The organism is Enterobacter cloacae complex sp. IR5412 (assembly GCF_049237385.1).
In the GTDB taxonomy this organism is placed as follows: Bacteria; Pseudomonadota; Gammaproteobacteria; order Enterobacterales; family Enterobacteriaceae; genus Enterobacter; species Enterobacter intestinihominis.
The window spans coordinates 117389-137671 of the sequence record NZ_JBMKHQ010000012.1 but is presented as its reverse complement, the minus strand read 5'-3'; the positions used below and the strand labels follow the sequence as shown (position 1 = coordinate 137671).

General features: G+C 50.5%; 19 protein-coding genes and 1 pseudogene. 7 read left to right on the top strand and 13 right to left on the bottom strand.

The features are described from left to right. The first annotated feature begins 198 nt into the window (after nt 1-198). The 3 genes from ACOTX2_RS19290 (at nt 199) to ACOTX2_RS19280 (ending at nt 4814) form a co-directional block, all read left to right on the top strand. On the top strand, nt 199-756 hold the full coding sequence (locus ACOTX2_RS19290) for a recombinase family protein (RefSeq protein WP_001162012.1): 558 nt from the start codon (nt 199-201) through the stop codon (nt 754-756). A 2-nt stretch (nt 757-758) separates the two neighbouring features. Beyond that, the gene (locus ACOTX2_RS19285) at nt 759-3731 is read left to right on the top strand and encodes a Tn3 family transposase (protein WP_001138073.1); all 2973 of its coding nucleotides are present in this window, start codon (nt 759-761) and stop codon (nt 3729-3731) included. Between the two features lie 78 nt (nt 3732-3809). Next, a complete protein-coding gene (locus ACOTX2_RS19280) occupies nt 3810-4814 on the top strand; it encodes an IS110-like element IS4321 family transposase (RefSeq protein WP_000427623.1) in 1005 nt (334 codons plus the stop codon). Nucleotides 4815-4995: 181 nt separating this feature from the next. On the opposite strand, the gene ACOTX2_RS19275 is transcribed toward ACOTX2_RS19280, so the two are convergent. From ACOTX2_RS19275 to ACOTX2_RS19235, 9 genes are all read right to left on the bottom strand, one after another. Then, a complete protein-coding gene (locus ACOTX2_RS19275; protein ID WP_001805097.1) occupies nt 4996-5520 on the bottom strand; it encodes a hypothetical protein in 525 nt (174 codons plus the stop codon). Between the two features lie 12 nt (nt 5521-5532). Beyond that, nucleotides 5533-5943, bottom strand: a complete 411-nt coding sequence (locus ACOTX2_RS19270) for a hypothetical protein (protein WP_000985909.1) — start codon at nt 5941-5943, stop codon at nt 5533-5535. A 100-nt stretch (nt 5944-6043) separates the two neighbouring features. Continuing rightward, complete coding sequence (locus ACOTX2_RS19265; RefSeq protein WP_000134171.1) at nt 6044-6250, bottom strand: hypothetical protein; 207 nt, start codon at nt 6248-6250, stop codon at nt 6044-6046. A 60-nt stretch (nt 6251-6310) separates the two neighbouring features. Next, on the bottom strand, nt 6311-7636 hold the full coding sequence (locus ACOTX2_RS19260) for a type II toxin-antitoxin system HipA family toxin (RefSeq protein ID WP_000088044.1): 1326 nt from the start codon (nt 7634-7636) through the stop codon (nt 6311-6313). Between the two features lie 4 nt (nt 7637-7640). Continuing rightward, on the bottom strand, nt 7641-7934 hold the full coding sequence (locus tag ACOTX2_RS19255; protein ID WP_012477377.1) for a helix-turn-helix transcriptional regulator: 294 nt from the start codon (nt 7932-7934) through the stop codon (nt 7641-7643). A gap of 400 nt (nt 7935-8334) precedes the next feature. After that, nucleotides 8335-9723, bottom strand: a complete 1389-nt coding sequence (locus tag ACOTX2_RS19250; RefSeq protein WP_012695445.1) for a hypothetical protein — start codon at nt 9721-9723, stop codon at nt 8335-8337. Nucleotides 9724-9727: 4 nt separating this feature from the next. Continuing rightward, nucleotides 9728-10225, bottom strand: a complete 498-nt coding sequence (locus tag ACOTX2_RS19245; RefSeq protein WP_000340139.1) for a membrane protein — start codon at nt 10223-10225, stop codon at nt 9728-9730. Between the two features lie 202 nt (nt 10226-10427). Next, nucleotides 10428-11084, bottom strand: a complete 657-nt coding sequence (locus tag ACOTX2_RS19240) for a trypsin-like serine protease (protein ID WP_000462754.1) — start codon at nt 11082-11084, stop codon at nt 10428-10430. Between the two features lie 658 nt (nt 11085-11742). Continuing rightward, nucleotides 11743-12135 carry a hypothetical protein gene (locus ACOTX2_RS19235; RefSeq protein ID WP_000341066.1) on the bottom strand — a complete coding sequence of 131 codons (393 nt, stop codon included), beginning with the start codon at nt 12133-12135 and terminating at the stop codon, nt 11743-11745. 920 nt (nt 12136-13055) lie between these two features. Between ACOTX2_RS19235 and ACOTX2_RS19230 the strand changes: the two genes are divergently transcribed. Together ACOTX2_RS19230 and ACOTX2_RS19225 are read left to right on the top strand one after the other, a co-directional pair. Continuing rightward, nucleotides 13056-14042, top strand: coding sequence for a hypothetical protein (locus ACOTX2_RS19230; RefSeq protein WP_000211823.1), 987 nt, complete (start codon nt 13056-13058; stop codon nt 14040-14042). After that, nucleotides 14039-16078 carry an ATP-dependent helicase gene (locus ACOTX2_RS19225; RefSeq protein WP_000166877.1) on the top strand — a complete coding sequence of 680 codons (2040 nt, stop codon included), beginning with the start codon at nt 14039-14041 and terminating at the stop codon, nt 16076-16078. Before ACOTX2_RS19230 ends, ACOTX2_RS19225 begins: the two co-directional genes overlap by 4 nt. 2 nt (nt 16079-16080) lie before the next feature. Here ACOTX2_RS19225 and ACOTX2_RS19220 read toward each other — a convergent pair whose 3' ends face one another. Then, nucleotides 16081-16335 (bottom strand): hypothetical protein, encoded by a 255-nt coding sequence (locus ACOTX2_RS19220; RefSeq protein WP_000880375.1) that lies wholly within the window; start codon nt 16333-16335, stop codon nt 16081-16083. A 140-nt stretch (nt 16336-16475) separates the two neighbouring features. Next, nucleotides 16476-16696, bottom strand: a pseudogene (locus ACOTX2_RS19215) (type I restriction-modification system subunit M N-terminal domain-containing protein); the annotation flags it as partial. Between the two features lie 625 nt (nt 16697-17321). Here ACOTX2_RS19215 and ACOTX2_RS19210 point away from each other — a divergent pair. Further along, nucleotides 17322-17663, top strand: coding sequence for a hypothetical protein (locus ACOTX2_RS19210; protein WP_001151572.1), 342 nt, complete (start codon nt 17322-17324; stop codon nt 17661-17663). 91 nt (nt 17664-17754) lie between these two features. Then, nucleotides 17755-17946, top strand: a complete 192-nt coding sequence (locus ACOTX2_RS19205) for a DUF7706 family protein (RefSeq protein ID WP_000398479.1) — start codon at nt 17755-17757, stop codon at nt 17944-17946. 240 nt (nt 17947-18186) lie between these two features. Here the strand turns inward: ACOTX2_RS19205 and ACOTX2_RS19200 are convergent, their stop codons facing one another. Both ACOTX2_RS19200 and ACOTX2_RS19195 read right to left on the bottom strand, forming a co-directional pair. Beyond that, complete coding sequence (locus tag ACOTX2_RS19200) at nt 18187-18642, bottom strand: hypothetical protein (protein WP_000374058.1); 456 nt, start codon at nt 18640-18642, stop codon at nt 18187-18189. A 90-nt stretch (nt 18643-18732) separates the two neighbouring features. Further along, nucleotides 18733-19974: a vWA domain-containing protein gene (locus ACOTX2_RS19195; RefSeq protein WP_001053340.1), complete on the bottom strand. Its 1242-nt coding sequence runs from the start codon at nt 19972-19974 to the stop codon at nt 18733-18735. Between the last annotated feature and the right edge of the window lie 309 nt (nt 19975-20283).

Genomic DNA, 20283 nt, shown 5'->3' with positions numbered 1-20283 from the left:
TGATGGCCGGCAGCAGCCCGTCGTTGCCTGATGGATCCAACCCCTCCGCTGCTATAGTGCAGTCGGCTTCTGACGTTCAGTGCAGCCGTCTTCTGAAAACGACAAACGATGTCAGAATAGAGTTAAATTTCCTATTGATTGACATATTCCGTCAAAGGTAATAGATTTCATCCTGACACTTTTGCCTTTGGAGGCATCTTGCAAGGTCAACGCATCGGCTATGTCCGCGTCAGCAGCTTCGACCAGAACCCGGAACGGCAATTGGAGGGTGTTCAGGTGGCGCGGGTGTTCACCGACAAGGCTTCTGGCAAGGACACCCAGCGTCCCGAGCTGGAAAGGCTGCTGGCCTTCGTCCGCGAGGGCGACACCGTGGTGGTGCATAGCATGGACAGGCTGGCACGCAACCTTGATGACCTGCGCCGCATCGTCCAAGGGCTGACACAACGGGGCGTGCGCATGGAGTTCGTCAAAGAAGGGCTGAAGTTCACCGGCGAGGACTCACCGATGGCCAATCTGATGCTGTCGGTCATGGGAGCCTTCGCTGAGTTCGAGCGCGCCCTGATCCGCGAACGTCAGCGCGAGGGAATCGTGCTGGCCAAGCAGCGCGGTGCCTACCGGGGACGAAAGAAATCGCTGAACAGCGAACAAATTGCCGAGTTGAAACGGCGAGTTGCGGCAGGCGACCAAAAAACCTTGGTGGCCCGTGACTTCGGCATCAGCCGCGAAACCTTGTACCAGTACCTGCGGGAAGACTGACCATGCCACGCCGCTCAATCCTGTCCGCCACCGAGCGCGAAAGCCTGCTGGCACTGCCAGATGCCAAAGACGAACTGATACGGCACTACACGTTCAACGAAACCGACCTGTCGGTGATCCGTCAGCGTCGCGGCGCCGCGAATCGATTGGGCTTCGCTGTGCAGCTTTGCTACTTGCGATTCCCTGGCACCTTTTTGGGCGTCGATGAGCCTCCGTTTCCGCCCCTGTTGCGCATGGTGGCCGCGCAACTCAAGATGCCAGTGGAAAGTTGGAGCGAGTACGGCCAGCGCGAACAGACACGGCGGGAGCACTTGGTCGAGCTGCAAACGGTTTTTGGGTTCAAGCCCTTCACCATGAGCCACTATCGGCAAGCCGTGCATACATTGACCGAGCTGGCCTTGCAGACCGACAAAGGCATCGTGCTGGCGAGCGCACTTGTCGAGAATCTGCGGCGGCAGAGCATTATCCTGCCCGCCATGAATGCCATCGAGCGCGCAAGCGCCGAGGCCATCACCCGTGCCAACCGACGCATTTACGCGGCGCTGACCGATTCTTTGTTATCACCCCACCGTCAGCGCCTGGACGAACTTCTCAAGCGCAAGGACGGCAGTAAAGTGACGTGGCTGGCATGGCTGCGCCAGTCGCCTGCCAAACCGAACTCTCGCCACATGCTCGAACATATTGAGCGCCTGAAATCCTGGCAAGCACTTGATCTGCCCGCAGGCATCGAGCGGCAGGTTCACCAGAACCGCCTGCTCAAAATCGCTCGTGAAGGTGGCCAGATGACGCCTGCTGATCTGGCAAAGTTCGAGGTGCAACGACGCTATGCCACGCTGGTAGCGCTGGCCATCGAAGGCATGGCCACCGTCACCGATGAAATCATCGACCTTCACGATCGCATCATCGGCAAGCTGTTCAACGCGGCCAAGAACAAGCATCAGCAGCAGTTCCAGGCTTCCGGCAAGGCGATCAACGACAAGGTGCGGATGTATGGGCGCATCGGTCAAGCGTTGATTGAGGCCAAGCAAAGCGGCAGCGATCCGTTCGCCGCCATCGAGGCCGTTATGCCCTGGGACACCTTCGCCGCCAGCGTCACCGAAGCGCAAACATTGGCGCGGCCTGCCGACTTTGATTTCCTGCACCACATCGGTGAAAGCTATGCCACGCTACGCCGCTACGCGCCGCAGTTCCTGGGCGTGCTCAAATTGCGGGCTGCGCCCGCCGCCAAGGGTGTGCTCGATGCCATCGACATGCTGCGCGGCATGAACAGCGACAGCGCGCGCAAGGTGCCCGCCGATGCGCCAACCGCATTCATCAAGCCGCGCTGGGCAAAGCTGGTTCTGACCGACGACGGCATCGACCGGCGTTACTACGAGTTATGCGCCCTGTCGGAGCTGAAGAACGCGCTGCGCTCCGGTGATGTCTGGGTGCAGGGTTCTCGCCAGTTCAAGGACTTCGACGAATACCTGGTGCCGGTCGAGAAGTTCGCCACTTTGAAGCTGGCCAGCGAATTGCCGCTGGCAGTGGCCACCGACTGCGACCAATACCTGCATGACCGGTTGGAATTGTTGGAGGCGCAACTCGCCACAGTCAACCGCATGGCTGCGGCCAACGACTTACCGGATGCCATCATCACCACCGCGTCAGGCCTGAAGATCACGCCGCTGGACGCGGCAGTACCAGACGCCGCGCAAGCCATGATCGACCAGACAGCTATGCTGCTGCCGCACCTCAAAATCACCGAGTTGCTGATGGAGGTCGATGAATGGACGGGCTTCACCCGCCACTTCACACACCTGAAGACCAGCGACACGGCCAAGGACAAAACCTTGCTGTTGACGACGATCCTGGCCGACGCGATCAACCTGGGTCTGACCAAAATGGCCGAGTCCTGCCCTGGCACCACCTACGCCAAGCTGTCTTGGCTGCAAGCCTGGCACATCCGCGATGAAACCTATTCGACGGCGCTGGCCGAGCTGGTGAATGCGCAGTTTCGGCAACCCTTCGCCGGCAACTGGGGTGACGGCACCACGTCATCGTCGGACGGCCAGAACTTCAGAACCGGCAGCAAAGCAGAAAGCACTGGTCATATCAACCCGAAGTATGGAAGCAGTCCAGGACGGACTTTCTACACCCATATCTCCGACCAGTACGCGCCCTTCAGTGCCAAGGTGGTCAACGTGGGCATTCGTGATTCAACTTACGTGCTTGATGGCCTGCTGTACCACGAGTCGGACTTGCGCATCGAGGAACACTACACCGACACGGCAGGCTTCACCGATCACGTGTTTGGCTTGATGCATTTGCTGGGATTTCGCTTCGCGCCGCGTATCCGTGACTTGGGCGAAACCAAGCTATTCATCCCCAAGGGCGATGCCGCCTATGACGCGCTCAAGCCGATGATTAGCAGCGACAGGCTGAACATCAAGCAAATACGCGCCCATTGGGATGAAATTCTGCGGCTGGCCACCTCCATCAAGCAAGGCACGGTAACGGCTTCGCTGATGCTGCGCAAACTCGGCAGCTACCCGCGCCAGAACGGCTTGGCCGTGGCGTTGCGCGAGCTGGGGCGCATCGAGCGCACGCTGTTCATTTTGGATTGGCTGCAAAGCGTGGAGCTGCGCCGCCGCGTCCATGCGGGGCTGAATAAGGGCGAGGCGCGCAACGCGCTGGCCAGGGCGGTCTTCTTCTACCGATTGGGTGAAATCCGCGACCGCAGTTTTGAGCAGCAGCGCTACCGGGCCAGCGGCCTCAATCTGGTGACGGCGGCCATCGTGTTGTGGAACACGGTATATCTGGAGCGTGCCACCAGTGCTTTGCGTGGCAACGGCACGGCGCTGGACGACACATTGTTGCAATATCTGTCGCCGCTGGGGTGGGAGCACATCAACCTGACCGGCGATTACCTATGGCGCAGCAGCGCCAAGGTCGGTGCGGGGAAGTTTAGGCCATTGCGACCGCTGCCACCGGCTTAGCGTGCTTTATTTAATGAGATGGTCACTCCCTCCTTCCCGGTACTATGCTGAGGACAGGCTTTCATTCGGAGAACTATCATGGAAAACATTGCGCTCATTGGTATCGATCTGGGTAAAAACTCTTTCCATATTCATTGCCAGGATCGTCGCGGGAAGGCTGTTTACCGTAAAAAATTTACCCGGCCAAAGTTGATCGAATTTTTGGCGACATGCCCCGCTACAACCATCGCAATGGAAGCCTGTGGCGGTTCTCACTTTATGGCACGCAAGTTGGAAGAGTTGGGGCATTCCCCAAAGCTGATATCACCACAATTTGTCCGCCCGTTCGTTAAAAGCAATAAAAACGACTTTGTCGACGCCGAAGCTATTTGTGAAGCTGCATCGCGTCCGTCTATGCGTTTTGTGCAGCCCAGAACGGAATCTCAGCAGGCAATGCGGGCTCTGCATCGTGTCCGTGAATCCCTGGTTCAGGATAAGGTAAAAACAACCAATCAAATGCATGCTTTTCTGCTGGAATTTGGCATTAGCGTTCCCCGAGGAGCTGCCGTTATTAGCCGACTGAGTACCATTCTTGAGGATAATAGTTTGCCTCTTTACCTCAGCCAGTTATTGCTGAAATTACAACAGCATTATCACTATCTTGTTGAGCAGATTAAAGATTTGGAATCCCAGTTGAAACGAAAGTTGGACGAAGATGAGGTTGGACAGCGCTTGCTGAGCATTCCCTGCGTCGGAACACTGACAGCGAGTACTATTTCAACTGAGATTGGCGACGGGAAGCAGTACGCCAGCAGCCGTGACTTTGCGGCGGCAACAGGGCTTGTACCTCGGCAGTACAGCACGGGAGGTAGGACGACATTGCTGGGAATTAGTAAGCGAGGTAATAAAAAGATCCGAACTTTGTTGGTTCAATGTGCCAGGGTATTCATACAAAAACTGGAACACCAGTCTGGCAAATTGGCCGATTGGGTCAGGGATTTACTGTGCCGGAAAAGCAACTTTGTCGTCACTTGTGCTCTGGCAAACAAGCTGGCCAGAATAGCCTGGGCCCTAACGGCACGACAGCAAACTTATGTAGCATAACGGCAGAAATACACCGGTTTAAAGAATTACTGATCTGGTTTTGCGAATACTGATATTGATGATACTAACGGCCCACCGGCCTGTTGAGGAACCTGTAAAACGGAAAGGCTCATTGAAGCCGTATATTTTCTGGAGGTTCATCAGGCGCGGAACTCATCAAGGCGCGGGAATAAAATCCCATTCAGACGCCGGATAGATTCAAGCAAGCCAACTTGTCGTCAAAATCGGTGTTGCAAAAACGGGAGTGACCATAGATTCCGTTTTCTGAGACGACCCCATCTACGTCAGGTTTCCGCTTTGGTTCGCTGGTGGCCGTCTCAGCTTGTTTTAGGGTGGAACGTGGATAGGCCAGGTTATATGCTGCGCCTGTGGTCATTTGCTCGATGACCGCAGGTGCATAACCTTCTGCTTCCAGCTTACGATATGCAGCCCGGTAGTCTCTTTGGGTTTTCAGCGGGTATATCTTTCCGCCTTTACCATCGAAAGCGATAAACCAGAAATCGTCCGTGCCAGTTTCCAGATTTCTGCAACGTTTCAGATGCCATCCGCCTTCTCTCGCCCAGATGGTACGGTTATTTCTGGCATTCGTTTTGTCATAACCGTTCTCGTCAAGCCAGCTATCAAAGCTGGTCAGCCCCAGATCCTGAACCTCCAGAGAAGGCACTCGAATGACCTGCAAGGTATGGCGGGGTCTTGGCTCTCTCATCTTGATCTCTTCCTAGCGCTGGTCTGGGAAATACGGATATTGCGGGCCATATTCATAGTCATGCGGGCCTGGCTCAACTTCCCAGAATGGACGGCCGCTAATTGTCTTTGGACCGCGCTCGTTTACGATGTCTTCTACATCCTGAATATTAAATGGCATCGTTGCCAGTAACAGCTGATCTTCGGGTGTCAGCGTCACAGTTGCACCGTCGATACGGCTGTAAAGGTCGGCAAACTGTTTACCTGCACCGTGCAACCGGTGCTCCGCTACACTTCTGATTGCGTGTAAGTCCAGCTCCGCCGCTTCCATGCGATCCACGTATAGTTTCATTTCTTTACGCAAAGCGCTCAGCTCACGGGCTTTAATAAACCCGCAGGCGTACCCACCCAGGGCGATAACTGCAATGATTGCTAAAATTGCCATTTTTTTCTCTCACGTGATTGCGGCCGTTACTCTAGTCTTAATGTGAAGTCTGGGAATTCGCTGGATGTTAAGTACGTTTTCATCCCCAGACTGACAGATGCTAAGGCGCGATCCCAACACTCCATTTGTAAGTATCAGGCCCATCTTCTCCGCTGGTGGCATCTGCTACAATCTGTGCATAACGTTCTCCAGCAAGTTCTCTTACCATCTGATCCACGACCCATTGCAGATGATGCATTTCATCGGTTCCGCCGTAACGACAAGCCAACTCAATAGCCCGCTCTATTCTTTTTTGTTCTTCAGTCATACTGAATCCTCACGCTTACATCAGCTATTCTGAAAACATGCACACTATAAATTGCGGCTGTCATTTCTCAGCCAGGCGCCTGCATTGCTGCCTCATTCCATCAAAAATACTTTCCGCAAGCTGCTGGGGGAACTGGTCCGGAAGAAGCCCGCTAACACGTTCAATGACACCCGGGGTTCTGGCGATGATTTCCTCTATCATCGCCTCTGTCTGCTGTTTACTCAGGCCGGTTATCTCACCATGCCTGATCCAGTGGCGTCGTTGTATTCGATATATCTGGTAATAGTTGCTACTGCCACGTACGGCCATCGCCAGTTTGCACTTCTGCCAGGATATCTGATTGTTCCCATGACCGATCACCGGCCATGCCGACAACACATCATAGAGTGGTGTAAGGTGATAACGTCCCTGTGGCCCAATAGAAATACTGAAATTTTTAGCGTGGCCATCTGTTGCGGCCATCATCCAGAAAACTATCTGCGTCATAAAAAACTGCGCTTTGTCACGCTCAGCACGGTCTGAATTACTCAGAACTTCCATAATTTCCGATATACCTGGCCCGCCGTCCGCCTGATATTTTCGTAATGGCGAAATGCCCAGGGCCTGACACATATCCTCCTGGGGTAAACGAATGATCCATTGTCCGTTTCCTGACCATTTTCGGTCAAAACGTTCTACCACCAGCGCTTTCTGATCTTCAAAGTGAGCAATCTGCGTTCTTGCCACGGGGAGCCCGTACTGTTCGAGAAGTACCGAGCAGAGCCATTCATTTTCAACCGACGAGCGCATGTCGGCTTTCATGTTCCCCACAAGTCCGAGCGGTAGCTTGAATATATGCGTCGTTGGTGTATTACCCTCCGGCATACACCACCGATCTTCATGCCACAGTAGGGCTGTTTTCTCCTGAGCACCGGCAATAGATAAACGTAAGTCGTCGTTATCTTCTGGCCTGCCCGGTAGCAATGTCTCCGTGGTATTACGCAAAGTTGCCGCAATTTCTGATTCAGTAAGCGGGTGATACTTCACGGAATATAAATCTGTGGGTTCATCTCCGTCATGAAGCAGCTGTATCGCGCCCACGCAGTCTTTTCCCAGCTCCGTCAGAAGATCAAAAGGCTCCAGGCTATCGGCCTTGTAACGCATTGCCAGACGTCTGCGTATGCCTTCGCTGTCCGGGAGTAAATTATCAAAATAGTCACGTACCACATTTCCACGCCAGACCTGGTTCCCGGGAGTAAAAGGAAGGGACAATGACAGCGGCCTTCCCTGTTCGTCTGCACTCCAGTCAGGAAGGTATTGTAAGCTGTCTACCCCTTTACTTTTTTCCCAGTATCCGACTTTGATTCCGTTCATCCAGATTGCCAGACGCTGCTGTTTCCGGCTCATATCGTTACCATTTCTCCTGTCGTGCAGGTGAGTTTGATTTAAGCATTTCTTCCGTCTGCTTCCCCTCTGAAGAGGCGGTTGTCGAGGAGAAGCTGATTTTTACGCCCAGGATAGAAAACACCTTGAATAGCCGTTCAATGCTCGCACTGGCAGGGTTGGCTTCCAGACGTGAGTATGTCTGTTGAGTGACCCCTAACCTTTCGGACAGGTCTTTTTGCGTCAGGCCATTCGCCTTGCGAAAACCAATGAGCAAGGGACGCAACTGGTTGAGCGTGTTTAACGGGTAATCATTATTGATCATAAGCTGGCCTCAGTAGTTCCTCTGATACACCTTGTACGCTGTTTTCTAAACATACACCCTAAAAGCTGTAATATCAAATTAACAGCCTAAAAGCTGTTAAATAGAGAGTACAACCTTTAGGCTGTTACTAAGTGGCAGCATAAATCTTTATGAGGTTTGATATGAGAGAACTATCAATAATAAGCCGTTACGCTCGTACAGCATCCGGTAAGAGAGCTGACAGATCAGGATCATCGGTAAACGAGAAGCGGAGTATCTTATGGCCCTGTTGTGAGCTGTATAAATAACTACGAGCTACTCTCTGCCTCGGGGAGGAGGCAGAGAGAGTATTAAAAGCAAAGGCAGACATTTTTAGCAGCTGGTGGGCTATGGGGTTCCGGAGGTGCTCCGGTGAATGTTACTTGACTGGCAAGTTTCCTGCTATGATGGTCAATGCCTCGATGCTGTCTATATTGTTCTGAAGCCGTTCCAGTTCTGCCTTTTCAATACCGGCCCAAAGCTTTAAGTGTCGCTGATAAAGGGACCACTTGAGTGAGTGAAAACCATTCCAGGCCAACCCCATCCAGGAGGCGTAATTCGCATTGAGAATATTGCCGGTGATATACATTTTACCTGCGTTAACAGCACTGGAAGTTCCATAACCCAGGGCAAGCATCATCCGGAAGCGTGGATTTAGCCGCAACGGCATGGTATCCAGTAAGGTCTCCCCAAAAGCTCCTTTTCCCAGCGATACCTGTTTCGCCACATAGAAAACCCGCATCAAAACTTCCATTATGCTCATCGGAATACTTGTCACGATAAACTGACGAAAGTCATACCCGTTGACATACATGTACTCTATTTGTTTGCCGAAGTTAGAACTCCCCACAGGGATCCCCTCAAGCATACGAAGTAGCCCCATAAAAGGAGCCGGTAACCCCATGCCACGGTTTCCTTTTGCTGAGGGGGCATTAACATCCGATGCCAGGTGTCCAAACATTCTGGCGATGAGCCTGAAAATATTGGTTTCGTCTGTAACGCCTTTACTGGAAGGATAAACCACGATCTGTCCATTCTGAACCACCGTACAGGTCCCGTTCAGCATATCCTTTATACCGAAAATAATGCCCAGTACGGGATCGTGTGACAAAGCTCTTAAGCGGTGATTTGTGGGAGACAAAACGCCACCGGCCGCACCCACTAAATCGCTGCTGATCGAACTGTCTGGTGCCCCTATAGGGAACAAATCTGAGAGTTTTGTACTCAGGTCCTCCGGCAAAATGGCATTGAAGGCTTTCTGCACCTGTTTATTGAAAATACCATCCACTTCTGCCGTAAAGCTCACCGTAGGTTTTGGCGGGGCTCTGACGCAAAGTAAATCCAGCATGGATGCTATGAGCCCGCATCCGCAGGCAATAGCATAATCCCAGGCGTCGAGTGCGTAGCGATCATTAAATTCTTTAATATGATTCTGGATCCGGGCATCTACAACAGCCAAGTCATCCGTGGAGAGTATTGTGGCCAGTCCAATATCACCGCATACACGCTGGTTAGCCTCGCTATATATAGTCTTGAGACCAGTAGAATGCATGGCAGTATCTGAAGGGGTCATTTCTCGCAGATGATGTTCTTTAAGCGCCAGATGCTCCGCTTCATCAAGTTCAGTGCCGCTGATTAGCCCGGTCAACTGTGCCTTAAGGCTCTCTATATCACTGTTAATTGTCTCGTGAGCGTTCGCGATATCCTGACCACGGAGCTGAATATAACGGATGGCCCTGAACTCATCATCATAAGGAGACTGACTCATGTGTTTACCTCACCGCGACCAGGCTACCTTTTGGAGCTTTCTTAGTAAGCATGTCGATTGTTGCCTTGATGCCAGCAATTTCTGCCTTAAAATATTCCGCATTCGACATCAACCTTTCCTGAACTTCGTAGAGCTTTTGGATGGCCTGACTAAGGGCGGCTGTCAGTTTCGCATTTTTTTTGTGTTTCACTATCGCGTACCCGCCAATCCCTAACACAGCTACAGGTGCGGCCAATACCGCAATGCCTGCAACCATACCGCCACCGACGATAGACCCTGCTGTAGCGAGCCCGGAGGTTATGCCTGCTGCTGACACTCCCGTTGTACCAAGCGTATAGAGAGCACCGAAGGAAGCCGCTGCGCCTACGCCTGACCCCGCCAAAGCTGCTGCGCCCTCAGTAATACCCGGGAACTTATTTTCAAGCGCCTGAAGAGCACTTGTAACTTCATCCATTGCCTTCTTGCGAATTTTTTCGAGCTCTTCAGTTTCGGTAGCGTCCATTACAGGCCTCGTATTCATAACTTGCTGTGTGATAGGTGAAAAAGAGCACCATAAAAGTGATGAAGAAATCATGACTTACTATTGTGGCACTTTCGAGTTCATGTTTGTCAGTTTCAATGCTGTTGCTGTTAGTAAGGGCAGACGCCATATCGGGCAGACCCAAAATAACTATCGTGCCAGCGTCATTTTGGAACTGACTTTGCTAAAAATCAGTAGCGGACTGAACAGACATGTGTGGATTTGAATCTGGGCAGGTTCCAGACATTATTCCAACCAGACTTCCAATGACAAAATGCTCGTCATTCTCGGAGACGACATAGGGTCCACCAGAGCAACCATCGGTGTTGAAATGTGCTATTACAAAGCGAGTTGTGAGATGTTGGGGAGAATGATTTGAGCAATTTAAAGGCCAAATGCCTGAAACTTCACCAGGGAATGTCGAAATTGTTGTCTCATTCATTGGATATCCGACACCCAATGTACCCATGCCAGCTGCGGGAGCCAGGACCTTAAAGTAACTACTTACAGGCTGTTGTATTCCAGCTGGTAATACGATTTCTGCACTGTCAACAAACGGAATGCCGTCTTTAAAGTCTGCCCTGTCATTAGCCTCATTGAGAATGAAATCGACTAGAACAGGCTCTTCGTTCACCAGTCCTTGATGGTTAAGAAATTTGACGTAAAGTTTAAGTGTATTGCTGACGGGATAAATTTTTCCAAGAGCATTGGTAACAACATGGGCTGCGGTGAGAATCTTTTGCTGCTGACCATTATCGAAACCAAACGCAGTTGCTTCGAGATGGCTACTAAAATGAGGATCATTGCTTACATAGATTTTACAAACGTAGTTTTCAAACATTATTTCCTCCTTTTGCCGGTACCTAATCAGTTACACGGCTGCATGTTATAAACAACTAAACTCGCTTCCTGATATTTGAGTTTGTATGTTTTGCCAGGCACCAGCTCACCTCTGAAACACGGTTAGTCTCCTCCATGACATGGTTATGGCGATGGTCAGAAACTGTTATCGACGAAAGGCTGGAATTCCTTTAATGGCATTATCCATTTCAAGTCGTATGTCCTGAACGGGAGCGTATATTTTTATGATTCCAGATCTTAACCCTGAAACATTCCCCGTATCAAAACTGACCCGTTACAGATAAGTCACCACCGGTGCTGTCGATTAATTTAGTGAATTGCATGTCCTCATCCCATAAAGGGTAGGGCCTACCCCCGGCATCGAGCAAACCTGACCACCCTGCCCTTATTAAGACCCCACATGCGGCAATGGTGCCCTGTCCACGCCGCCCGCGAACTTTGAGGAAATGGGGAGAAAATAAAAAGAAAACAAAAAGTTATCGGCTGAAGTACCGGCGCAGATCGGGAATCAGGCGAAGCCTGACAGCACGTTAGGGCCTGGCAGGGGGCTTGAGGGATGAGGACATGCAATTGTGATAACCTTCCCGCCACGGGGTCGGTTAAATTCGTATCCTGCCGGTGCAATTCCAACGGCCGCGTTACCAGTTCGCCGGGTAGCATGGCCAGCAAAGCCAGGCATCGAGCACCCGGGTTTCACTGACGGCCGCTGCATAGACGCCGGTATCCGGGAAGAAATAAACCGGGGTGGCGTTGTTCAGCTGGTCGCCTTCATCGGCCAGAGCGCCGATCACCTCATGAGGCTTAAGCAGCATATCCGTTAAATATTCATCCGGGTGGATGGCATTCAGCGATATGGCCATCTCCAGAAATTCATCCAGGGTATGGCGGGTACGATACCCCCGGAAAACCTCGTATGAAGGCGTGACGCATTCACCATCCAGGGAACAGGCATCGTAACCGGCCAGCTGCTCTTCGGTGAGTCCGGAGGCATGCTTTGCCACAAGATTCGTAAATTGCTCTTTATCGTCCATCACAATCCTTACGCTGTAGGGGCCTGTTTGTGTTATCACTGCTTCCGGTTTTTACTTCGCACAACCCGGCAGGTATCCGGTCGCCCGGGCGTCCTTTGCGGTCTTGTTCGCCCTTCGCCTGAATTACGTCAAATCCCTTTCACTACCCGGCCGCAGGGTGACACCTCCCCTTTTCTCCGGAAGCGAAAGAGGAAGAACAGTTTAACAGCCCGGATCCTCAATAATTTTCGCGTAACGGACTAAATAACCGGTTTATGCAGCTTCTGATAACCACAGACCGCGATAGAATAAAACGTCTGGTGAGGAACCGGAGTGTTATGTAAGCGGGGGGTTTAACTGGGTATCTGTGTAGTCCTATTTAGCCAGATATCCCGAATAAAAACCTCAACGATTAGGTAAACGAAATGGATGGATTCTGGTCGATGTTCTGTTTGTTTGTCGTGGTAGTTTCACTGCATAAAGCCCTTTCTGTAGCAGCAGCACGAGCAGACGCAGCAAAATTAAATATGCTTCTCAGAATGAGAAAGTTTAAAAAGTAGCTTTCAAGACATCTGAGAATTCTTTTAAATCCTCAGAGGAAGTTATATGTTTAGGCTATTTGCAAACTAAGGTTGGAATTCCATCATTCTAGCCTTAGATCTTTGATCAAGTGAAGTTGCTCACTTGGTTGGATTTTACCGTTTCCTGACGGCTTTTCAGAAGCGAGGGCTGGTTGGAATGCCTTCCAGCTAGAAGTCTTGCAGATGCTCTCCGGGCATTAACTCATTGTCGAATCTGCACCAGTATCACTAGGTTGTTGAGCGGGCGATTAGCTTTTTCACTGAGCCGCTGTACACTCGACTGCTTCAAGAAGCACTACTTACCATTTGCCTGCCGTAAGGTCTGTTCTTAGCTGGATTTTTTTGGGAGGATACGCAGTCATGACAACTCAATCCAGCTCAATACAATACGCTTACGCGCTAGACGGCGAGGGCACCCTCACGCACATTGGCGCTGCCCTGCGCTCACATACTTACACCTGCCCAGGTTGTAAGAGCCCCCTGACCCCGGTAATGGGCGAGTTCAACGCTAAGCACTTTCGCCATTCGGAAGAATGCTGTGCCCTTGAAACCTATCTTCACAAGTGCGGCAAAGAAGCATTCTTCTATCGCTACCAACAAGCTCTCAGCCGTGAAATGCCTATTAGCCTTGAGCTGGAGCGCCGGGTTGCCTGTAATGGTTCTCGTTTAGCCTTGGTTAGAGACGAAGCACGTCAGTGCGTAAAATCCGTGCCTGCACGCTACAACTTGACTCAATTTTTCGATCAGGCAGAGCTGGAAAAACACGATAAGGTCACAGGGCTGCGACCAGACGTGATGTTGTATGATACGACTGGCGAAAGGCGTTGCTACGTAGAGATTTGTGTCACACACCCCTGCTCTCAAGACAAGATCGAAGCCGGTATCCCGATTCTTGAGTTTAAGGTCCAATCTGCCTCTGATATTCAGATGTTGCTTACCGGGGCCTACTCGATCAAGGAGAAGATCCTGAGAGTATTCAACTGGCTTCCCCCGTTTCAATCTGTGGACACCTGTAGCGGCGTCTGCTCAGTAGGTAACGTGGATATGTCTGTCTGGAGTTTAAGTGGTTCCGGCCGACTCAACGAACAAACGATGCCGCTCGCTGAAGTGGATTTAACAATCAATTCTGACGTGAACACATGGCCTAGATCGTTAGGGGCCGCTGAGCTGGCTGATAACTTACGAGCTTTTATCCGTCACGCCGATCCTCATTCACTATTTCCCAACTGCATTATGTGCGAGCAAGCAGGCCGATGGGAGGATGGCTATCTGCAATGTCACAGTAAGGCAAAGATCGTTCCCTACACCGAGGCCCGTCAGTGCGCCAATTACAAGGTTAAGGCATGACCAAAAGACTGACTTGGGAGCAGAAAAGTATTGTCAGCCATGACACCGGACATGCGTTGGTAAAAGCCGTACCTGGTAGCGGGAAAACAACCACACTTGTAAAGCGCGTTGAGCGGCTGGTCAAGACGGGAACTGATCCTCGCTCCATTCTGATCCTGATGTACAACAAGTCGGCGCAGGTGAGCTTCACGGAGAACTTGAAGACGGCACTGATGTCGAGCGTGATTCCAGAAATCCGCACGTTCCACAGCTTGGCCTTAAAGATTGTTGGTTACGGAGAACGCCAACAGATAATCAAGAAGAAAGACCTCATTACTCCAAGCGACTACCGCTATGAGCAACTGGTAAAGCAAGCCTACCGCTATGGCTTTGACCATGAGGCGAATTATATTGACCCCAATGAAATTGAAAACTTCGAGCTGTTTATTGCTCGCTGCCGGGCGGCGGCCGTAACTCCTGTTGATGCTGCCAATGATCCAACGTTCAGCAACATCAAACGGGAGTTTATTCACGCCTATGGCCGCTATTGTGAGCTGCTGGAGGAAAACAGTCTGCGAACCTTTGATGACTGTTTGATTGAGGCTGTCGCACTGTTGCGTAATGACAGCAGCCTTGGTGCCCACTTCAAGCACATCATTGTTGATGAATATCAGGACGTTAACCTGATACAGCATGACATGACCCGCTTGCTATCTAAGTCGGATACGTCGGTTATGGCTGTTGGTGATGTTAACCAGTGTATTTATGAGTGGCGTGGTGCTCGACCAGACTTTATCGGCGGACTGTTTGAAAGGCACTACCCGAATACGAAGGTGTTTCAACTGTCATGCACGTTCAGATTTGGCCATGAGCTTTCCTTGATGGCTAACTCGGTAATTCGGCGCAACTCTACAAAGCTGACCAAGCTTTGTGTCAGTCATCCTAGCACCCCCAAAACAGAGGTCAGATTGCACTTTGATAACTGCCTATCCAAGGTGCTATCAAACCTCTCGGTGAGCAGTGGAACACAAGCCATATTGTCCCGCACTAAGGCGAACCTTGCTGAGGCGGAAATTGCTTTACGCCTGTGTGGGCTACCTTATCGCTACCTCAATGGTTCAAGCGCATTACACACCCGCACCGAAATCGGGATACTGGTAGTTGGCGTCTTGCTGTCTGTGTACGGCGATCTGCGGCTACTGGAAAACCATCCCAACAAACAAGCGATTGTTTACGGCTTTCTGAAGGAGGCTGGTTTTAGATGGCAGAAAGGGCAATTCAAAGCGGCGCTCAGTGGATTGATGGCTCCGCACGCCGACCTATGGTCTGCTCTAGGTCAGTTATTCGAGGGCGCACAATACCAAAAAGATCGGCTGGGCAGGCTCGCCACTATCTGCCAGAAAGACGGAGAGGAAACGCCTGCTATCGATGTGTTACGACGCCTGAGTATGGAGGGTTTCATTGATAGTGTTGGCTCTGAGGGTGTAACTCGCACTGGATCGAACGACCAGCAACGAGGGGTCGTGAGGATCGGGGAGCTACTTGACTCCAGTAAGATCGATTCCCGCACGTTTTTAAACCTTATCTTGAATCCAGGCGAGGCTGCTACTGACTGCGATCCCTTCATCCTTTCCACACTGCATGGTTCCAAGGGGCTGGAGTGGGATAACGTAATACTGATCGGGCTGAATGAGCAGGAATTTCCTGGCGGCAAACCCGATGATGTTTACAGCGTTCGCACATCGATGAACACCCCTCCGGCCGAAGAGGAAATCGAGGAGGAACGTCGGCTGTTTTATGTCGGTATCACTCGCACAAAACAGCAGCTAAATCTGGTGGTCCCTCTTGATGAAGGGCTTGCGCGGTGGCTCAAAAACCGCTGGGATAGCACCCCGAAGAAGTCACCGATAGCTACTCGCTTCGTCTATGAGGCTGGCTGGACTGCTTGTGCGGTTACCAGTGATGCGATCTATAACAGCACGGTAGAGAAACAGAAGGCTGACTTCAGCAAGTTTCACCAATGGTATCTAAGAGATCTTCAGCGGCTAAAAGTCTAGGGCTACCGATACTTTTCGATTTCAGACAGGTGCTCGTTATCCAGATCAATTGTGGCTTTTCTTTCAGAAGCGAGCTTCTTCGCTCGCTTTGCATACTGAAGCCCCTTGGCTGGCTGCTCTCCGCGTAGGATCTGTTCAGCCTGCTTGCTCGTGCTGTGCCCCAGAAAGCGTTCGTACTGCTCGTCAGATACCTCAGTGCCGATCAGTCGTTCGATCCAGCCGCTTTTCGGCGGGTAACTTACGCCCAGCGCAAGCAACTGCCTTTTCTGTACCCACTATTTCCGGCGCGGCCGGCTTCAATCAAGGCTTTGGTTAGAACTACAGCCATTTGGGGACTCTCATACACAAACCTGAACCATGCGGGTCTGATTGGCGGTCAAGATAGCAGCGCATCGAAATCAACACTGAACTCTGCTTCTAAGAACTCAATCGTGGCTGGTTGGCTATCGAGCGATGCTTCCCGTGTAGACTCCAGTGCGCACTCCAATCGACGCAGCAGAGTAAACGGCAAAATGATCTTGCCGAAGTCGGTATGCTTGAAATCCCCCCCCACAGGTCTTCCGCGTTCTTCCAAATGAAATCAGCTTGCGAAGCAGCCGAACCTACGAACTCTGCCATCTTGGCCTCCAACCAACTTTTGCACGAAACGGCACATCTTCCAAAAGAGGGTTGTCAACCAAGTTTTGCACAAAACGGACTTTGATCCATTTCTAACTAAAATCTACAATCCAACCTCAGATTGCAAATAGCCTATGTTTATTACAGATGGTATGGTTCGTGTTTTTGTTTATTCGATGGCAACTGTACTCTTTCTGCCGCTTGGCTTGTTGAAAAGCACGTGGTGGTTTTCACCATTGTTTGCGATAGCTGCTATTGATTACTTAATGTTTCTGCGTCGACAAGGCTAGTTGCTGAACCTCATACCTCAGAGCAATCTGTATGTTTTTTACACCACTGGTTAAAAGGTCAGGCTACGTTCCTGACGTTTTTTAAAAAACAGTTTTATGTTTGATGCGTTACTGGTCTGTCTGGTAACCCAGTGGTACATTACCATTATTAAGGCTGGCTGGCGGTGGTGCATCATGCTTAAACGACCCTCTCTGAGCGTACTTTCCGACAGTCCTGTGCACCGCACCACTTACCCGGCAGGCCTATGTCTTGGTTATTCTTCGTTGTACCTTTTTCTTCAGCTTTATCCCTGACATGTCTGTCTGAACAGTTCTAAGCAAACCGGAATGTTGTCATGGCCAAAGTACAAGGGCTCTTTGTTGGATACCGAAAATTCGCTGTTGATCGTGACTGGCTTCGTCAGCAGGAAGAACAACGTTATCGGGATCGCCAGCGACAATTTGATGAATGGTCCAGGAAATGGGTCACTGTAACCAGGCTCAAAGAGACTCGTTTATGGACTGACGGAGCCATCAGGCGATGGTTGGGTGAACCTCAGCAGCAGGGTAAATATAAAGTTTTCCCCGTTGAAGCGGTTTTGGCTGCTGAGAAGTTGAATGAGTTTCGGCTCTGGCTTAAACCCCGACTGGAAAAGAAACGTGCCCAGCACCACCACTTTTTAATTCCATTTCTGTAAAGTAGAAACAACGGCAGTTCCGGCCGCATTCAAGGCTTCGGCATCTGGTCAGAAATAAAGCGCCATTTTTCAGTATAAGGGAGGTTAGATAGTGGAAGGTATTGAGACACTGAGTTTGCAGCTTGATGAGAATGAAACTATGGCCCTTGCTCAATTAGTTAAACGTCTGAGCTGGAGCGATCTTCGTGGCTGTGCTGTGAGTGACGAAGAAGCCTGGGTAATGAAAAGCGCAATTGAAAAATTACAACAGGCGTTAAGGGAAGAAGGTTATGCGCCTCGATGAGGCTGGCTTCGTTCTTTATTCCGATAACAAATTTGCTTAAGGACTAACTATGAGCCAGCACTGGTATGAGGTGAAAAGCAATCAGGGAATTGTTCAGGTGATTGTTGGGAGAAGATATTAATGTAATGCGTTTCTGCATTACATCAAGCAGATTAGCTTTTTCTGGTCAAAATAGACGATGTGATTTTTCTTTAGCCGAAGTCCATCCGCTCCCCACGCAACCGGTAAAGGTTCGCAGGTTTAATAAAGATAGGTTTCGTATCTCCCTAAGGGTGGGATAGGTAAACTCATAATGGCATCTGTGTTTACTATGTAAGTATTCGGGTAAAATTCATCTAATACAGTAAAGTTTAGTTTCTTACAAAAGCTTAATAAATATGGGTTTTTCACGTCTTCTATTACAACATCGCACCAGGGATTCGATTCACAGCAAAGCTTCAGAAAAGACTTAAACCATCCCTTGTTTTGTATTTCTTCCGGAAGCCGTACCACATGTATGGTCAGACAATCTCCATGATAACGATTAGTACTTTGTCTAAGCCCTACAACAATCCCCTTTTCTTGAATCTGTACACCTGCCTGATGCTCTTTCATGTCGGGCGTATAGTGCCTTGCTCTGTTTAACCAGGCCACCAGCTGCTGAGCCGTACTTGGTGATTCTTCAGCTATCCATTTCAGGTACTTGATGCGGTCCATATGCGCCTCCCTGTACGATTTCCAATGAACAAAGGCTCTACAGTATTAAGCTGCTGTAGAGCTCATTCAACCAAGCTCAAACTGTGCGTATTAAAGGATGCCTAACCTTTTTGTTTCATCGATCCACGGTCTGAATTCTTCCAGTAGATTATCATATAACTTTTCATCGCTAATCGAACCGAAATCATCCATGGCAAAGAAGTGGGTGTTATCAACCCGGCGGTCAGTAAAGTCATCCAGATTTTTGAGGATACCGTAGCTTGAACCACCCAGGCCGACAAACTTCCAGAAGATGGGGTAGTTGGCAGAACGCCGGATTGCATCTTTAATCGCCCGGGTCTTGCTGATCCCGCCATCGGTAATAAATACAACATACACCGGGATTTTCGAGTCCTTAAAGTAGTCGACTATTTCTTCCATCACAGGAGGCTCGTTGTTTGTCCCTCCGAGGCCCGGCAGGTTCTCCCAGGCTGAACGCTTTCCAGCCCCGCGAATGGACTGAATATATGTGTCCAGGTTGTCCAGTGTGACGTTTGGATACTTCTTATGCTTCTCTCCAAATCCCCAGACATCCATTTCACCGTCGTCGTCGAACTGGGCGGCAAGAACGGCGATGCGGTCCAGCACAGACTGAACGTTACCCTTACTGAACTGGCCACTCATTGAGCCGGATGCGTCAAGTACAAATGCAACCGCTGCCTCAAGGGTGTCCAGTTTATTTTTAGTAAGACTGACCGAGGCTTTTTTAGCGAGGCTTACAAGGCGCGGAGATCTGGTTTCCAGTTTCTTTTCCAGACTGATACGAGCAGGCTTTGCTGGCTGCGGAGCTGGCTGTGCGACATCAACGCCATAGCTAATGGCCAGAGGCTCAAGACCACCGTTGAAACCCTGCCCGAGCGCACGAAGCTTCCAGGCGCCATTGTGCCGATATACTTCACCCAGGATAATTGCTTTCTCACTGCGGCCCTGAGTCTCAGCCTGGAACTCAGCGATTCCTTGAGCCTGCATGCTCAACGAACTGAGCCCACTGATGGTATCTTCACCATCAATGACAACTGTGATTGCAATTTTACTGATGTTCGCAGGAACACGATCCAGTGCTATCTCAATGCTGGACTGCTGAGAACCGGTAACGAGCTTTACTGCCCCTTCAGGAGAAGACAGATTATTGTAAAAGATAAAGTCAGAATCGCCGCTGACCTTTCCCTGAGCATTAAGCAGGAACAGGCAGGTATCGGGTTCGCCTTTAAAGCCGGATTTGGTAGGGTACTGAAGATTCAGCCTGATCGCAGATTGCTGAAGTGGTATGTTTTGTCCGGATTGTAGATTCACATTAACTCTCCTGATTTTTGATTATTTTAAAGCGCAGCGTTTATATAGGTTCCCCTGGCTTAGTTCAGGACGCTGGATTTCTGGTGAGGCGTATATATGGTGTGACACCATATTTCATCACGTTGAAGTTTCTATACCTGTTGAATTGGAATTTCCATTGGTCGGGTATTTTATCTTCCAGAACCCGTGCCTTCATAAGTCGCAAACGTAACATATATCAGAGGGGCATGCTGTTGATATAAGGCACGGAATACAGGCTTTAACCAGCAACCAGAGAAAAATCCGTTTCCTGCCTTTAAAAGGCTCACG

What these genes read in the sequence shown, in the direction of transcription:
- ACOTX2_RS19285 (WP_001138073.1), top strand. Translation starts at nt 759, where the DNA reads ATGCCACGCCGCTCAATCCTGTCCGCCACCGAGCGCGAAAGCCTGCTG.
- ACOTX2_RS19280 (WP_000427623.1), top strand. Translation starts at nt 3,810, where the DNA reads ATGGAAAACATTGCGCTCATTGGTATCGATCTGGGTAAAAACTCTTTC.
- ACOTX2_RS19275 (WP_001805097.1), bottom strand. Translation starts at nt 5,520, where the DNA reads ATGAGAGAGCCAAGACCCCGCCATACCTTGCAGGTCATTCGAGTGCCT.
- ACOTX2_RS19270 (WP_000985909.1), bottom strand. Translation starts at nt 5,943, where the DNA reads ATGGCAATTTTAGCAATCATTGCAGTTATCGCCCTGGGTGGGTACGCC.
- ACOTX2_RS19265 (WP_000134171.1), bottom strand. Translation starts at nt 6,250, where the DNA reads ATGACTGAAGAACAAAAAAGAATAGAGCGGGCTATTGAGTTGGCTTGT.
- ACOTX2_RS19260 (WP_000088044.1), bottom strand. Translation starts at nt 7,636, where the DNA reads ATGAGCCGGAAACAGCAGCGTCTGGCAATCTGGATGAACGGAATCAAA.
- ACOTX2_RS19250 (WP_012695445.1), bottom strand. Translation starts at nt 9,723, where the DNA reads ATGAGTCAGTCTCCTTATGATGATGAGTTCAGGGCCATCCGTTATATT.
- ACOTX2_RS19245 (WP_000340139.1), bottom strand. Translation starts at nt 10,225, where the DNA reads ATGGACGCTACCGAAACTGAAGAGCTCGAAAAAATTCGCAAGAAGGCA.
- ACOTX2_RS19240 (WP_000462754.1), bottom strand. Translation starts at nt 11,084, where the DNA reads ATGTTTGAAAACTACGTTTGTAAAATCTATGTAAGCAATGATCCTCAT.
- ACOTX2_RS19235 (WP_000341066.1), bottom strand. Translation starts at nt 12,135, where the DNA reads ATGGACGATAAAGAGCAATTTACGAATCTTGTGGCAAAGCATGCCTCC.
- ACOTX2_RS19230 (WP_000211823.1), top strand. Translation starts at nt 13,056, where the DNA reads ATGACAACTCAATCCAGCTCAATACAATACGCTTACGCGCTAGACGGC.
- ACOTX2_RS19225 (WP_000166877.1), top strand. Translation starts at nt 14,039, where the DNA reads ATGACCAAAAGACTGACTTGGGAGCAGAAAAGTATTGTCAGCCATGAC.
- ACOTX2_RS19210 (WP_001151572.1), top strand. Translation starts at nt 17,322, where the DNA reads ATGGCCAAAGTACAAGGGCTCTTTGTTGGATACCGAAAATTCGCTGTT.
- ACOTX2_RS19200 (WP_000374058.1), bottom strand. Translation starts at nt 18,642, where the DNA reads ATGGACCGCATCAAGTACCTGAAATGGATAGCTGAAGAATCACCAAGT.